Annotated in this window: 12 protein-coding genes; 7 read left to right on the forward strand and 5 right to left on the reverse strand. The window is 68.8% G+C overall.

What is annotated here, in order from left to right; genetic code table 11:
- The first annotated feature begins 58 nt into the window (after window positions 1-58).
- Complete coding sequence (locus ACIG47_RS19230) at window positions 59-1,042, forward strand: hydroxyacid dehydrogenase (protein ID WP_397432664.1); 984 nt, start codon at window positions 59-61, stop codon at window positions 1,040-1,042.
- A gap of 375 nt (window positions 1,043-1,417) precedes the next feature.
- Here the strand turns inward: ACIG47_RS19230 and ACIG47_RS19235 are convergent, their stop codons facing one another.
- The gene (locus tag ACIG47_RS19235; RefSeq protein ID WP_397432665.1) at window positions 1,418-2,620 is read right to left on the reverse strand and encodes an amidohydrolase; all 1,203 of its coding nucleotides are present in this window, start codon (window positions 2,618-2,620) and stop codon (window positions 1,418-1,420) included.
- A gap of 115 nt (window positions 2,621-2,735) precedes the next feature.
- Here ACIG47_RS19235 and ACIG47_RS19240 point away from each other — a divergent pair, with 115 nt between their 5' ends.
- Window positions 2,736-3,779, forward strand: coding sequence for an Lrp/AsnC family transcriptional regulator (locus tag ACIG47_RS19240; protein WP_397432667.1), 1,044 nt, complete (start codon window positions 2,736-2,738; stop codon window positions 3,777-3,779).
- A 63-nt stretch (window positions 3,780-3,842) separates the two neighbouring features.
- A complete protein-coding gene (locus ACIG47_RS19245) occupies window positions 3,843-5,246 on the forward strand; it encodes an L-serine ammonia-lyase (RefSeq protein WP_397432669.1) in 1,404 nt (467 codons plus the stop codon).
- A gap of 65 nt (window positions 5,247-5,311) precedes the next feature.
- On the opposite strand, the gene ACIG47_RS19250 is transcribed toward ACIG47_RS19245, so the two are convergent.
- The 3 genes from ACIG47_RS19250 to ACIG47_RS19260 all read right to left on the reverse strand — a co-directional run bounded on the left by ACIG47_RS19250 (window position 5,312) and on the right by ACIG47_RS19260 (window position 7,700).
- The gene (locus ACIG47_RS19250; protein ID WP_397432671.1) at window positions 5,312-6,100 is read right to left on the reverse strand and encodes an alpha/beta fold hydrolase; all 789 of its coding nucleotides are present in this window, start codon (window positions 6,098-6,100) and stop codon (window positions 5,312-5,314) included.
- A gap of 5 nt (window positions 6,101-6,105) precedes the next feature.
- Window positions 6,106-6,975 (reverse strand): enoyl-CoA hydratase/isomerase family protein, encoded by an 870-nt coding sequence (locus ACIG47_RS19255; RefSeq protein WP_397432672.1) that lies wholly within the window; start codon window positions 6,973-6,975, stop codon window positions 6,106-6,108.
- A 122-nt stretch (window positions 6,976-7,097) separates the two neighbouring features.
- Window positions 7,098-7,700, reverse strand: coding sequence for a TetR/AcrR family transcriptional regulator (locus tag ACIG47_RS19260; RefSeq protein ID WP_397432674.1), 603 nt, complete (start codon window positions 7,698-7,700; stop codon window positions 7,098-7,100).
- A gap of 235 nt (window positions 7,701-7,935) precedes the next feature.
- Between ACIG47_RS19260 and ACIG47_RS19265 the strand changes: the two genes are divergently transcribed.
- From ACIG47_RS19265 to ACIG47_RS19280, 4 genes are all read left to right on the forward strand, one after another.
- Window positions 7,936-9,372: an MFS transporter gene (locus ACIG47_RS19265; RefSeq protein WP_397432675.1), complete on the forward strand. Its 1,437-nt coding sequence runs from the start codon at window positions 7,936-7,938 to the stop codon at window positions 9,370-9,372.
- Between the two features lie 242 nt (window positions 9,373-9,614).
- A complete protein-coding gene (locus tag ACIG47_RS19270; RefSeq protein ID WP_397432676.1) occupies window positions 9,615-10,277 on the forward strand; it encodes a TetR/AcrR family transcriptional regulator in 663 nt (220 codons plus the stop codon).
- Between the two features lie 485 nt (window positions 10,278-10,762).
- On the forward strand, window positions 10,763-12,466 hold the full coding sequence (locus ACIG47_RS19275; protein WP_397432678.1) for an FAD-binding protein: 1,704 nt from the start codon (window positions 10,763-10,765) through the stop codon (window positions 12,464-12,466).
- A gap of 130 nt (window positions 12,467-12,596) precedes the next feature.
- Window positions 12,597-13,169, forward strand: a complete 573-nt coding sequence (locus ACIG47_RS19280; RefSeq protein WP_397432679.1) for a TetR/AcrR family transcriptional regulator C-terminal domain-containing protein — start codon at window positions 12,597-12,599, stop codon at window positions 13,167-13,169.
- Between the two features lie 23 nt (window positions 13,170-13,192).
- Here ACIG47_RS19280 and ACIG47_RS19285 read toward each other — a convergent pair whose 3' ends face one another.
- Entirely contained in the window at window positions 13,193-14,608 is a 1,416-nt protein-coding gene (locus ACIG47_RS19285) for an amidohydrolase family protein (protein ID WP_397432680.1), read from the reverse strand.
- Window positions 14,609-14,617 lie beyond the last annotated feature (9 nt).

Below are 14,617 nucleotides of genomic sequence, written 5' to 3' on the forward strand. Positions count from 1 at the left end.
CCTCGACACCGTAGGATAACGTTATCTCCTGATGATTCCCAGGAACTTGGAGCTTCCAATGACGGACCGGCTGCACGTGTCGCTGGCGATGCGCCCCGCCTCGCTCGCCGACCACCTCTTCGACGACACCCTGCGCCGCCGGATGCAGACCGTGGCGAACGTCCGGCCGGAGGTCCTCGAGGACTTCGAGAACCCGGCATCGCGGGAGGCGCTCGCCGCGACCGACGTGCTCGTCGCCGGCTGGGGCGCACCGCCCCTGCCCGAGGACGAGCGCGCGGCACCCCGGCTGCGGGCCGTGCTCTCGGCGTCGGGCAACGCCGGCGGCATGCTGGGCCCGCTGGCCCGGACACGGGGGCTGCGGCTGACCAACGCGCGGACGGCCAACTCCCGCCCGGTCGCCGAGTTCGCCGTGGCAGCGATCCTGCTCGCCGGCAAGCGTGCCCTGCCCGCCGCGCGCCTCTACGGCCGGCTGCGGGGCGCCGTCGACCGCGAGACGCACCTGGCTACGGCGGGCAACCACGGCGCCCGGATCGGCATCGTCGGCGCCTCGACGACGGGACGGCTGACCATCGAGCTGCTGCGCCCCTTCGACCTGCACGTCGTGGTCCACGACCCGTACCTGGACGAAGCAGGAGCCCGGTCCCTCGGGGTCGAGCTCGCGAGCCTGGACGAGCTGGTGCGGACCTGTTCGGTCGTGTCCGTCCAGGCGCCCGAGCTGCCGGAGACCCGCGGCATGATTGGTGCCGCACAGCTCTCTGCCATGCCCGACGGCGCGACCTTGATCAACACCGCGCGCGGGTCGCTGATCGACACCCACGCCCTTGTCGCCGAGCTGCGCACCGGTCGCATCGACGCGGTCCTCGACGTCACCGACCCCGAGCCGCTGCCGCCCGACCACCCCCTGTGGGACCTGCCCAACGTGCTGCTCACCCCCCACGTCGCCGGCTCGCTCGGCAACGAGCTCCTGCGGCTCGGCGAACGCGTCGTCGAGGAGCTGGAACAGCTGGCCCAAGGCCTCCCGGCCCTCGACCCAGAGAGCTGACCGACCAGCTACGGGACCGAACGGTGCGGGGCACGGTTCTTGGCCGGCGAAGCCGAGGCGGAGCGTCTTGTACAGCGATGACTTGCGTTCGCCCACCCCTCGGCTCCTGTGTCTGACCACCCGCGACGTGCAGCCGAGTTGCCGGGCTGTGCGCACTCGAGCGCCAGCAGTGCGGCCTGAAGGCACTGATGTGCGCGCGAGAGCACGGAACCGGCGAACACTGGCCGATGCCGTCGCGCACGGTCAGACTGCCGGTGCCTACCGGCTCGCTACTGAGTCAGACGTCGCACGGACCCCGGTGGCCATGACCGGTCACAGTCCGTGCAGCAGTCCCGTCCAGTAACGCGTCCGGTATCACCTCTCGTGAAGCATTCCCTAGAACTTCTGGCCGCCGCCGGGCACTTGCCGCGCCCGCAGGTGCGCCACGGCATCAGCGGTGGTGAGCGCCATCGCGAGGGCTCCGTCCACGACTGCGTGATCGGCGGCAGGGCCGATCGCATCGCCGGTGAACTCGGGGGTGTGCGGTGCCGAGCTGCACCCCTGGACTGCGATGAGCGGATGGATTGAGGGAACGGCCCGGGAGACGTTGCCCATGTCCGTCGAGCCGCCTGGTGGTCCCGTATGGGGTTGTGGTGAACGCCCGAGGGCGGAGAGGTTGCGGTCCCACGCATGGGCGAGCACGGGGTTCTGCACGACGTCGGCATACGTGGGCTCGGCCTGTTCCCAGCTCCACGAGCAACCGGTCGAGATCGCACCGCCCTCGAAGCAGGCGAGGACGCGGCGCCGCGCGTGGTCCACGGCTTCGAGCGTGTCGGCGCGCACCTCGACACGTACCCGGGTCGAGGACGGGATGATGTTCGTCGCCTCGCCTCCCTCGGCGACGAAGGCGTTGGCCCGGACGCCGTCGGGGAGGTGCTGGCGCAGGAGCCCCAGCGCGACGAGCCCGACCGTCGCCGCGTTCGCCGCGTTGAGTGCCTCCGGGCTGGGACCGCCCGCATGACCGGGGAGCCCGTGGAAGGACACGTCGAACCGCGCCACGGCCTGCGTGCGCACGTCCGCGCAGCGAAGGTCCGGGCCGGGCCCGCCGTGCACCATGAGGGAGAAGTCGACGTCGTCCCAGGCCCCCGCTTCGAGCATGAGGATCTTGCCACCGCCATGCTCCTCCGCCGGAGTTCCCAGCAGTTTCACCCGGATGCCCAGCGTCTCGGCGACGCCAGCCAGTGCGATCACCGCACCGACGCCGGCCGCTGCGATGATGTTGTGTCCGCATGCGTGGCCGATACCGGGGAGCGCGTCGTACTCGGCACAGATCGCGACGGTGATGTCCCCCTTCCCGAAGGTGGCGTCGACCGCGGTGTCGAGCCCGAAGGCTCCCACGCGCACCGTGAATCCTGCGTCGTGCAGCACCGCGGCCACGCGGGCGGCCGCACGGTGCTCGGTGAACGCAAGTTCGGGATCGCGGTGAATCTCGCCGCTCAGGGCGACGACCTGATCTCTCCAACCCGCAGGCGAAGCGAGCAGGACGTCGCGGACCTCGTCTGTCGCAGTGTGGGAAGGCTGGGGTGAGGCAAGGGTCATCGTTCCTCGATCGATTCGGTGGCGGGTCGGTCAGGAGACCTCGTGCAACGGTGCAGCTGGTGCGCAGCCCCATGCTCACGCAGCACGGCGACCCCACCACCTAGAATGAAGGTTCATGACCACTGACGATGCCTCGACGCAGATTGCGAGCCTCGACGAAACCGACAAGCGACTGATCCAGGCGCTCCAGATCAACCCGCGAGCCCGCTGGGCTGCTCTCGCGCCGATCATCGGCGTCGATTCGGTCACCCTCGCCCGCCGCTGGGAGCGACTGTCAGGGAACGGCCTGGCATGGGTGGCAGGCCACCCCGGCCCCGAGGCGCGCGGCCCGTCAGCCATCCTCGAGATCGAGGCCGAACCCGGCACCACGCTGGAGATCGCCAACGCGCTCGCCGCCGACCCCGAGGCGTTCACGATCGATCACACCGCCGGAGGCCGCGATCTGCTGGTGATCGTCGGCGCGACCGACCTAGAGGCACTGAGCGAGTACGTCATGGGCAGGATGCGCCGGCTCGATGGCGTGCGGGCGACGCGCACGCTCCTGCTCAGCTCTCCGTTCACCGACGCCGGCCAGTGGCGCCTGCGTTCACTGTCGGCGGACGAGGTGGCATCGGTCGAGCGCACGATCACCACACCGTCGGCTGGGCGCGGACAGGTCGAGCGGCAGCTGGCGCACGACCTGCTGCAGATCCTCGGCCACGACGGGCGCGCCACCGTGACCACCATCGCCAGAGAGCTGGGCACGGGGCCGCGCCGGATCCGAGAGGCGTTCGCGACACTCAGCACCCAGGGACGCCTGGTCGTGCGCACCGAGGTCGCACGCGCCCACTCGGGGTGGCCGGTGCACGCCTGGTACTTCCTGCGAGTGCCGGCAGCCATGGCCGAACGAGTCGGCGCCGCCATCACCCGGCTCAACGAGGTGCGCATGGCCGCGTCGACGATCGGCCCGTACAACCTCGTGCTGTCGGTGTGGATGAGAACGCTCGCCGACGTACAGCGGCTCGAAGCGGCTATCGACGAGCGCATCCCCGGTGTCTCCATCGCCGATCGATCAGTGGTGTTGCGCAGCCTGAAGAAGGAGGGGCGCTACCTGAACGCGGGAGGACTGGCAACCGGCGTCACCGTCCCGCTCCAGGACTCATTACTGCATCGTGCGTAGTCTTGCGGCGTTGAACCGGCGAACAGCCGATCTATGCGGCCTCGGGGCCTATCGTGACGCCGCATGGGACATGTGCAGCCGACCGTCGGGGTCTTCGATCTGTTCACGGTCGGGATCGGCCCCTCCAGCTCTCACACCGTCGGACCGATGAAGGCCGCAGCCGCGTTTGCCGCCTCGCTCGACGAGCACGGCGTCATCAACCGTGTGGCGAAGGTGCGCGTCGAGATCTTCGGGTCCCTCGCCGCGACGGGTGCGGGGCACGGCACTTTCACAGCCGTGCTGCTCGGACTGACCGGAGCACGCTCGGACGAGATCACCCCTGACGAGTACACGGCGCGGCTCGACGAGATCACCCGCACGGGGGCTGTCGAGCTCGACGGACGGCACCCCGTCCCATGCCGGATCGAAGACTTCGTCCTGCGCCCGCTGACCGTGCACCCGCGACACCCCAACGCCCTCTCGTTCACCGCCGTCGATGCCGCCGGCGACGACCTCTCGACACAGACGTACTTCTCGGTCGGGGGCGGGTTCATCGTGCGCGAGGGTGAGGACCCCTCCCCTGCGTCCGCGAGGCCACAGACCTCACCTCTTCCGTTCCGTTCAGGTGCAGAGCTCCTCGCCGTGTGCGACGAGACCGGACTCACGGTGAGCGAGGTGATGCGAGAGAACGAGCGCGCCTTCCGCCCGGACGACGAGATCCGGGCTGGCCTGCACCGCATCTGGGACGTGATGGAGTCGAGCGTGCGCTCCTCCGTCGAACGGGCGGGCGTGCTGCCCGGCGGGCTGGGCGTACGACGTCGCGCCGGCGAGTGGGCGACGCGACTGGATGTCGAGGACCCCGACCACGACGGTGAGCACTGGCAGCAGCGGGTGAACCTCATCGCCCTCGCCGTCAACGAGGAGAACGCGAGCGGCGGGCGCGTCGTGACGGCCCCGACGAACGGAGCAGCCGGCATCGTCCCCGCGGTGCTGTACTACGCGCTGCACTACACGCCCGCGGCTCGATCGGGCGGCAAAGGCGTGCGCGAGGACATCGTCGAGAGGTTCCTCCTGGCCGCGGCAGCGATCGGCACCCTCTACAAGGCAAACGCCTCGATCTCGGGCGCCGAGGTGGGATGCCAGGGCGAGGTCGGATCGGCGTCGTCCATGGCCGCAGCAGGGCTCGCCGAGATCCTCGGGGGCAGCCCGCGCCAGGTCGAGAACGCCGCCGAGATCGCGATGGAGCACAACCTGGGTCTCACCTGCGACCCGATCGGCGGGCTGGTGCAGGTTCCGTGCATCGAGCGCAATGCGATCGCGGCGGCGAAGGCCATCAACGCCGCGCAGATGGCGCTCTGGGGTAACGGCGAGCACCGTGTCTCGCTCGATCAGGTGATCGCGACGATGCGCGATACCGGCGCCGACATGAGCAACAAGTACAAGGAGACGGCGCTGGGCGGGCTCGCCGTCAACGTGGTGGAGTGTTGAGGCGATGACGAGGCCCGATGACGAGGCCCAAGGCGGGGCGACGCCCACACGGCGCCGCCCCGTCTTCAGCACGCTTCGAGGAACGTGACGATCGCCGCCGCCGCACGGGCCGGCCGCTCGTTCTCCCACGTGTGACCGCTCCCGGCGAGCACCAGCACATCGGCACGCGGGATCTCGCCCGCCATCGACAGTGCGTCCGTCACAGGCACCATGGTGTCGTCGCGCCCGTGCATGACGAGCGTTGGGGCGGCGATCGCGCCGAGGAGCCCGCGCGTGTCGAACGAGCGCGTGGCGGCAAAACGCCGCATGAGCGCGTCGTTGCGGTCGAGCGGCGCCACCATGCCGGTCGCCGTCAGGGCGGATGCCGTGGACGGTGCCATCCGCGCGAGGAGAGCCCTGGCGCGCTCCTCGTCACCGTTCTCGAGCGCACCCAGGAGCTCTGCCACAGCGACCGGCATCCGCTCGGCACGGAACGGGGCCTGGGATGTCGCACCAAGCACCAGGCCGTCCAGGAGGTCGGCGTGGCGCAAAGCGAAAGCCTGTGCCACCATCCCCCCGAACGACGTGCCGAGCACATGCGCACGGGAAAAGCCGAGCGCCTCGACCAGCGCGGCGAGGTCGTCCGCTAGATCGTCCGTCGTGTACGCCGATGGGTCGAACAAGGTCGCCCCGCGATCGCGCTGGTCGTAGGTGATCACGGTGAACGTTGCCTGGAGGTACCTGCGGAGCTCGTCGAAGAGCTCCTGCCCGACCTGCAGCCCGTGGACGAGGACGAGGGGAGGCCCGGCGCCCTCGGCGCGGAACGAGGTGAGGCCCGCGCCGGTGGGAACGAGCGACGCCGCGCTTCCCGTCATCCGCGTCACCAGACCTTGCGCCCGCGAGCGTCGGCGACCAGCTCGGGGTCGGGAATGAGCGCCTTCGAGGCCACGGTCGCCAGCGACTGCTGCGAGAAGTGGAAGCCGAAGTCCTCCGTGACGAGCTTGCGCCAGGGGCGGTTGAGGATGCTGTGCGTCGCCCACCGGGCGAACCTCGGTCGCTTCATGATGGTGCGAGCGAGGTCCCAGGCCTTCGGCACGAGCTCCTCGCGAGGCAGCACGTCACTGACGAGGCCGTACTCGAGGGCCTTCCGGGCGGGGATGCTGGTCCCGCCGTAGATGGCGTATGCGGCGCGCTTGGTGCCCATCAGATGCTGCAAGGCGAGCGAGAGACCGTCACCGGGCGCCGTGCCCACCATGAAGTGCGGGTCCATGAAGTCGGCGTCCTCCGCGGCGAGGGTCACGTCGCACATCAGCGCGAACTCCGTGTGGATCCCCGGACCGTTCACCGCCGCGATGGTGGGGACGTCGATGTTGTTCACGAAGTTCTCGATCAGCTTCCAGGCGTCGATCGTCTGCTGGAAGATGTAGTCCGGCGACTCCTCGACGAGCGGCTTCGGCCAGGTCTGACGCGGGTCGCCGCGGAACCAGGTGTCCCCGGTTCCCGTGATGATCAGCACGTGGTTCTCGGGGTCGTTGCCGACGTCCTGCCACACGCGGTTCCACGCGTTGTGCGCGGCCCAGTTGTGCACGTACGGGCCGCCGTCCGTGTGCAGGCGCAGTTCGAGGATGCCGCCCTCCCGGCGCATCTCGAAGAAGTCGGCGTAGCGCTTCGAATACTCCTCCAGCGGCGTGGGCGCAACGTGGCCGTCCCATCCGAAGCTCGACGTGTCCACCATGGTGAGTCCCTTCATCGGAGCGAGCCGTTCCCGCCCACTAATGAGACACGCTATCTCGTTAAGAATGGAGATGGTCGCCCTGGTGAGGGACCGCAGGAAACACGCATCCGTCAGCCTGCCGACGAAGTTTCCGAGATCTAGTCGGTGCGATTCCGCCACAGTCCAGCGACTACGAGCTCCACGATCTCGCGCGCATCGCTCAGGGCAAGGGGCCGCTCCCGACGCAGGACGAACCACTGCACCGGGCCTGCCAGCATCATGTTGACGAAGGACGCGTCCACCGGAGGCAGCTGTCCTGCCTCGGCAGCCTGGTCGAGGCGGCACTGCAGATCGCCGGTGCGGCGATCCAGCAGGTCCAGCGCCGTGCGGTGCAGCCCATCCGCGCCGTCATCGCGACGCAGGAGGATCTGCAGCACCGCACGACCGGTCGGGGTGGCGGACGCCGCGCCGAACGAGTGCAGGAATGCCGTGAGATCGCGGACGACGTCGCCGGTGTCGTCGATCGGCACCGACGTCTCGGCAAATCGCGCGAGCACGTCACGAAGGAGGTCGTCGCGACTCGGCCACCGTCGGTAGACCGTGGCGCGACCGACCTGCGCGCGGGAGGCGAGCTCCTCGTACTGCAGGCCGTCAACACCCTTCTCGGAGAGGATCTCGAGCGCCGCCGTCCACAGCCGCTCCGTGACCTGGCGCGTGCGCCCACCAGGGCGACGTGCGCGCGATGCAGGGTTCACCGTCATGCGCCCTGGCCTCCCATCAGTGTCGCCCGACCTCTGCCATTGCACGACGGCGGCGAGCCGAGGCCACTGACCTTGGCCGTTTCGCTCGCTCACCCCGGAACGAGTGACGTTTGCTGCATCAAGAGTGTTCTCCACGCGCGTTTCCGGCATCTTCGAGGGGCTGCAACGTCGTCCCCCAAGAATGCCCGGAATCTTCGACGCAGAAGGCGTCGTCCTGGACTTCCGGAAGTGAATCATGACCCAGAGCCCTGTGAGCCCTCACCGACCTGCGGCACGAGAATACGACGGTTGGCGCGCTCAACTCGTCTGGTGGGTCGCGATCCTTATCGTCGCGAACACCCTCGTCGACACCGTCGTCGTCGCTCCCCTGCTCGTGCTGCCGCAGATGGCCGAGTTCTTCGGCACAGACCAGAGTGCATGGCTCAACGCCAGCGCCATCCTTTCCGGCGCGATGTGGGCGCCGTTGCTGGGCAAGAGCGCGGACGTCTGCGGCAAGCGCCGCATCCTCGTGCTCGCACTGCTCGTGGGCGGCACCGGCGCGCTCATCTGCCTCATCGCCCCCAACATCGGCGTCTTCCTGCTCGGCCGGGTCATCCAGGGTGCCGCCGTGGGCTCAGTCTTCATCACCGTGGTCTACATCCGGCAGGTGTTTCCCGCCGGCGTGGGGATGACCGCCGTCGGCATCGTCACCTCGGGCTCCGCGATCCTCGGCATCGTGTCGCCGTTCCTCTTCGAAGCGGTCATCGACGCGTTCGGTTTCCGCGCCGTCTTCGTGGTGTCTGCCGCACTCGCTCTTGCTGCCGCGACCGCGGTACGCATGTTCCTGCCCGAATCGCCCGTACTTGCACACGGCCGCGTCGACGTCGCCGGCGCTCTTCTTCTCGGGCTCGGGCTCGCCGGCGCGCTCTCCTACATCAGCCTTGCGCCCACCGCGGGCTGGACGGACTTCGGGCTGCTCGGCCTTCTCCTGATTGGCTTCGTGCTGCTGGCGGCGTGGGTGGTCACGGCATTACGGACAGCCGAGCCCGTGGTCGATCTGAGCATTTTGACGCGCCCTGTGATCGCGACCCTGCTGGTGGTCGTCCTCGGCGTCGGTGCCTATCAGGCTCTCCTGCAGCTGATCGGCATCATTGGGCAGACCGCTCCGGAGGAGGGACTGGGATACGGGCTCGCGGGAGGTTCCGGCTCGCTCGGACTCATGTTCGCACTGTCGGCGCTCGGCGCCGCTACGGGCGGGGTCCTCGCGGGATGGCTCGGCGGTCGCGTCGACCCCGCGCGCACGCTTGCGGGTGGCGTACTCATCGGCACCGTCTCGGCAATCGGCCTCATGGTGTCGACCGCGTCGTTCCTCCCTGCCGTGATCTGCGTGGGCTTCCTCGGGCTGACCGCGGGCGCGGTGGTCACCTCGGGCTTCAACCTTTCGACGACACTGGTGACCGAGGAGAAGCAGGGTGTGGTCGCCGCGCTCGTACAGGTGATGCTCGGCGTCGGCGCCGTGGTGCTGAACATCGTGGGAGGAAGTGTCTTGAGTGCGACGACGGCCCCCGGCAGCTCGACGCCCTCCGCACAGGGCGTCGACCTCTACATCGTCGTGATGCTGACCGCGTTCGCCTCCGCCACCGTCATCGCCGCATGGATCCCGCGCCGCGCTCATCGCGCGCCCGCGGCATGAGACCGGCGCTGATGAGCTCGCTCAGTACCGCGGATCGGACAGACCAATCACGCATCGACGTCCGGGATCCTCCGACGGTGAGCTCAGTCAACTAGCCGCCTGGCCGCCGTCCGCGACCAGAACGGTACGAGGCTGTGGTCTCGTCGCGGCACCGCCCAGGCATCGACCCACCATCGGCGTGGTTTCGGTACCCACGGCGCCCCCGGCTTGAACTCGTTTCCTTACATGTGTAAGGTATTTACATGCGTAAAGGACGAGAGCCTTCTGTCCGGGGCAGCCGCTCTCGAGACGCCCTGCGGAACGCAGCGACAGCTCTCCTCGACCAAAGGGACGCATCAAACATCTCGATCACTGACGTGGTCAGAGCGGCAAACGTGACCCGCCCTACCTTCTACCAGGCGTTCGATGGCCTGTCGGACATCTTCACGGCTGCGGCCTTGAGCCGCCTGCAGACCGCCTTCGAACGGATCAACCTCGATGAGGTGTACCCGGCGGACGATCTGCGCGGGGCCATGGGTGATGCATTCACGATTGTCGTGCGAGCCCTTGCCGAGCACGAACGCTTCTACCTGAGAGTGCTTGAGGGGCCCGGCGGCAGCGCGGTGGTCGCCGCGGTCACAGATGCGGTGAGCACCCGATTGAAGATGGCGTCGCCGGTTGCCGTGCTACTGGAGGGCGGTGTGATGCCGGCCGACTCGGCACGTTCTGCTCTTGCCGCTGGTGCGGTGTCGCTGATCATCGACTGGCTTGGCACGCCTGCGGACCGGCGCCCGTCGATCGAGACGATAGCTACGCTCGCCCGTGACTTCGTCTACGGGAGCGTTATTGGTGGACTCGCCGCTACGTCCGCGCCCTCGGAACTGGCTGCTACCAGTGGGACCGGCGCCGGACGTAGCCCTTCCTAGCACTGGAAACATGGAGAAACACTGTGTCGAATCCTGGACGGCAGCACCGCCACCGGCCCGATCTGAGCGGGATCGGCGCCGCCGGGCGAATCCTCTCGGGCATGGGCCTTGCCCTCGTCGTCGGTTCCGTCGTCGTGGGTGCCATCTCCACGAGCTCGGTGACACTCACCCTTGCGCTGACCGTCGTTGTGCTCCTGGTCTGGGGGGCCGCGAGCGACGCTGCGCGTCGCCGGCGAACCGGGGCTCTCGGTCTTGTCGCTGTCCCGGCTGCCGCTGTTGCTCTGGCGTCGTCCACAGCGGGGGTTCCGGCGTGGTCGGGTGTCGTGGCTGCCTCCTTGGGTGCGGGTGCAGGTGCCCTCGCCGTACCGGCGTTGACTGCGCTCGTGACCAGCGGTGCAGAGGTTCGCGCCCCCGCTACGCCGAGAATGAGGTTCGTCCTCGGGGTCGGCAGCCCGTGGCCCGCATCCGCGCGGCGAGCGGGGCGGGTGCTGATCCCGCTCTCGGCCGGCCTCGCCTCGGTGACGATGGCGATCGCGAGCTCTCCTGGCGAGAGGATGGCCGCGGTGTCGATACCCGCTCTGGTCGTCACGGCCGTTCTTCTCGCGGTAACGGTGGCAAGGCTCAGCAGGGCGGCGGGCCCGGACCGGGCCGCTGAGGCGGCAGCCCGTGGCCTCATGGCGACGGCGATCGGTGCGCTCTTGGGCGCGGTGCTCGCCTCGGCCCTGCCGGGCGCAGCCACCGTACTGACGCTCGCTCTCCTTACTTGCGTTCTGGTGGCAGCCATCGCATGGCGCCCCAGGAGAAAGACAGGCCGCCGCCTTCGTCCGGGTACGGCGGCCTACCGGCGTGCGATCCGCACCTTCGAGCGGTCTGCGCGTCCACGCCCGGATGTCGCCTACACAGCCGCAAGCCTCGGCGACGTTCAGTCGGCCATCGCCGATGCCGCCTCGGCCGGTCGGGGCGTGATCGCCATCTCAACCGGCCATGCGGCGGCATCCCTGCCTGATCTCTCCGGCCTCGCTGTGATCCGGATGCGGCTTGACGAGCCGGTCACAGTCGACACTGCCGCACGTACCGTCCGCATCCCGGCAGGAACCGCCTGGGGTGAGGTCGTCCAGGCGCTCGCACCGACGGGACTCATGGCTCCTCACGGGTCCTCACCGCTTGTCGGGGCCATGGGTTACCTGCTCCGTGGCGGGCTGAGCTTCTACGGTCGCACATCCGGAGTAGCCGCCAACTCCATCGAGTCGATCGAGATCGTCACCGCTGACGGTGCCCAGCGCATCGTGGACCGCGCTCATGACTCGCAACTGTTCTGGGCGCTGCGTGGTGGAGGGGGAGGTTTCGGCGTCGTCACGGCGATCACAGTGCGCCTCTTCCCGGTCACCGCTCTCATCACGGGCACGGCCTTCTGGAAGGTCGAGCACGCGCCAGATCTCCTCGCAGCCTGGTCGGCCTGGCATCGCGAAGCCCCCCGCGAAGCCGCCACGGCATTTCGGATCATGCGGCTTCCTCGATTGCCGGGCATCCCGTCGGCCATCGCCGGACGCACGGTCGTGAACGTCGACGGCGTCATCCACGCGCGAGGCCTCGATGACCCGGACAGTCGTGTCGCGGACGTCGCCGAGGACCTGCTTGCTCCGCTGCGGACGGTAGGGGCCCCTCTGATCGACACCTGGCGCCCCGGCAGCGTGCTCGATGTGCCGTGGACCCATATGGATCCAGCGCTACCCCTGCCCACGACCGCGGACCACCAGCTCATCGATCACCTCGACGACGCCGGACAACGAGCATTCCTGAACATAGCCGTCCGGCCCCGCTCTCCGCTCGCGACCGTCGAGCTCCGCCAGCTGGGCGGCGCGTTTGGCGAAGCACCACCCGACGGCGGTGCTCTCGATCATCTCCGCGGGGCTACGTCACTGTTCGCCACCGGGATAGCACCCACGCCGGCTCGGGCGGAGCGGGCGGAACGCGAGCTCGACGAGCTGCGCGTGTCCATGGCGCCGTGGGCGGCCGGCTACACCTCGCCCAACTACGCCGAGGACCGCCGCCGCCCGCAACGGTCGTTCCCAACCTCGATCGCCCAGGACGTCGATGCGGTGCGCAGGAGAGTCGACCCGGGAGGACTGTTCGCTCAGGACGTCTCGATCGGCGCCCTTCAACATCGGCGTGAGTCGCCGGTGGAATAGGGTGGTGGCCGTGCGCCCAGTGAGTCAGACCTCGAGCAGGCGAGGGCGGGGCCGCCCTCGAGTTCCGCTGGAACGGATAGCGCGCACGGCGTTGGAGCTGGTGGACGAGGGTGGGCCCCAGGCGTTGACGATGCGGGCGCTGGCTGCCCGGCTCAACAGCGGAGTCGCGGTGTTGTACCGGGCGGTGGCGGGGCGCTCGGACCTCATCGCTGTGGTGACTGACCAGGTGCTGGGTGATGCTGACTTCTCGGCCTTGGGAGCTGGAGACGGAGATGCCTCCCGGCCGGCCGACTGGGAGGCGGTGTGCCGAGCGACGGCCGTCACGCTGTTCGAAACCCTTGCCGCGCACCCAGGTGTGGCCTCGCTGCTGGTCGAGCACGTCCCGACCGGTCCGAACGCTCTGGCCCTGCGGGAGCGGGTGCTGTCCCTGCTCATGGCGAACGGGTTCTCCGCTCATGATGCGGCCCGTACCTACGCGACCTTGTCCCGGTTGGTGATCGGGTTCGCGGCGCAGCTGCAGGCGGAGTCGGAGACCGACCATGAGCAGATCAGAGCGGTGTTCAGCAACCTGGACGCGGAGGCCTTTCCCGCCACGGTTGCCGCCGCGGATGTCCTGCCCTATCAGCACCTGGTCGACGAATTCCGCACAGCGCTGGACTGGTTGATCATCGGGCTGAGCGTGGAGCGGGGCAGAGCGGCCTGATCGGACTGCGGCTCGGACTCGCTCTATCTCCGGCGGTGCGATGTGCGGCTGACGGGTGTGCCGAGCTGTTTGCGCATCCGGTGGCCCGCGATGCGGTCCACGGCCTGCTGCCGTGCCCGGGCGAGCAGGTCAGGGCTCTCGAACTTCTCGATGATGCGGTTGCCCGACTCCGTGAGCGCGTCCAGTACGTGGGGTAGATCGGTCCGGATCAGGGCGTGGTCCTGCTTGCGCCATCGGCCGGCGACCATCACCGCCTCGATAGCCCCGGGGTGCGCGTTCAGGGCCGCGGCGATGCAGTCGTGGGCGGGCCACATGGTGATCGTACGAGGGTCAAGGACGACGAGGTCGGCCTGCATCCCGGGTTCGATCCGGCCGACGCGGTCGGCAAGACCCAGTGTGCGGGCGCCCTCGATGGTCGCCCATTCCAGGGCCTGGCGACTCGTAACCGGAGTCGTGGGAGAGAAGATCCCGACTTCCTGGCGGTGCTTGTTGTGACCGGTCCCTCGTTGGTACGCCAGCGCGATCCGTGCAGAGGTATGTAGATCACCGTTGGTGACGCAGTCCGTGTCGGTACCCAGGGATGGTGCGGCGCCAAGGGGTAGCAGCTGGGCGGTGACCGGGTCGGAGTGACCTTGACCGAGCTCGTTCTCCGGCGTGCTGGTGAATGTGACGCCCGCGTCGACGAGGATCTCCACCCACTCGTCGCTGAGGCCGGCACCGTGGGCGATGTTCACGTTCGGGCCGAACAGGCCCCGTTCGTACACCTGCGCCCAGGCAGGTTTCATCACGCCACCGGTCTGGTGCATCGATGCGATGATGCCGCGCTCCCGTGCAGTGCGGAGGTCGTCGATGGCGCGTCCTGCGGAGGAGAGCTGGGGGCCGCGGATCGCCATGCCGATAGTGAGCAGGTCGTGTCGTCGGCCGGGTCCGTTCAGCAGTCGGTCGATCTCGCGGGCGGAGTCGGCGGCGATCCTCGTGTAGGGGGCGCCGTGCAGAAAGACAGCACGGACGCCGGATTCCACCAGGCCCTCGATGGCGGCATCGGAATGGGCGGGGGAAGGGTTGTTGTGGCACCAGTCGCCGATGGTCGTGATGCCGCAGTCGATCTGCCCCAGACCGCCGGCGAGAGCGGCGATGCGCATATCCTCGGGCCGGTAGTAGTGGGCGATCGTGCCGTGCGTGTTGGCGAGGTACTGGGCCAGGGTCCAATCCGTGCCGATCGTCCGCAGCCCGGTCTGCCAGGTATGCAGGTGCGCGTTGACCAGGCCCGGATGAATGATCCGACCGTCAAGGTCGATGATGTCCGCACCCGTGCTGTCGAGGCTGGGACCAACCTCGAGGATCGTGTCTGACTCGATGAGGATGTCCGCGTGCTCCCAGTCGGGGCGGTGTTGACCCAGGGTGATGATCCGCGCTCCACGCAGGAGGGTGCGCGTCATGGGCAGGCC

Origin of the sequence: Promicromonospora sp. NPDC052451, assembly GCF_044547525.1 — a bacterium.
In the GTDB taxonomy this organism is placed as follows: domain Bacteria; phylum Actinomycetota; class Actinomycetes; order Actinomycetales; family Cellulomonadaceae; genus Promicromonospora.

Coding starts and splice junctions, on each gene's coding strand:
- ACIG47_RS19250 (WP_397432671.1), bottom strand. CDS start 6,100: ATGACGGGAAGCGCGGCGTCGCTCGTTCCCACCGGCGCGGGCCTCACC.
- ACIG47_RS19285 (WP_397432680.1), bottom strand. CDS start 14,608: ATGACGCGCACCCTCCTGCGTGGAGCGCGGATCATCACCCTGGGTCAA.
- ACIG47_RS19240 (WP_397432667.1), top strand. CDS start 2,736: ATGACCACTGACGATGCCTCGACGCAGATTGCGAGCCTCGACGAAACC.
- ACIG47_RS19230 (WP_397432664.1), top strand. CDS start 59: ATGACGGACCGGCTGCACGTGTCGCTGGCGATGCGCCCCGCCTCGCTC.
- ACIG47_RS19260 (WP_397432674.1), bottom strand. CDS start 7,700: ATGACGGTGAACCCTGCATCGCGCGCACGTCGCCCTGGTGGGCGCACG.
- ACIG47_RS19265 (WP_397432675.1), top strand. CDS start 7,936: ATGACCCAGAGCCCTGTGAGCCCTCACCGACCTGCGGCACGAGAATAC.
- ACIG47_RS19235 (WP_397432665.1), bottom strand. CDS start 2,620: ATGACCCTTGCCTCACCCCAGCCTTCCCACACTGCGACAGACGAGGTC.
- ACIG47_RS19280 (WP_397432679.1), top strand. CDS start 12,597: ATGCGGGCGCTGGCTGCCCGGCTCAACAGCGGAGTCGCGGTGTTGTAC.
- ACIG47_RS19255 (WP_397432672.1), bottom strand. CDS start 6,975: ATGAAGGGACTCACCATGGTGGACACGTCGAGCTTCGGATGGGACGGC.
- ACIG47_RS19245 (WP_397432669.1), top strand. CDS start 3,843: ATGGGACATGTGCAGCCGACCGTCGGGGTCTTCGATCTGTTCACGGTC.
- ACIG47_RS19270 (WP_397432676.1), top strand. CDS start 9,615: ATGCGTAAAGGACGAGAGCCTTCTGTCCGGGGCAGCCGCTCTCGAGAC.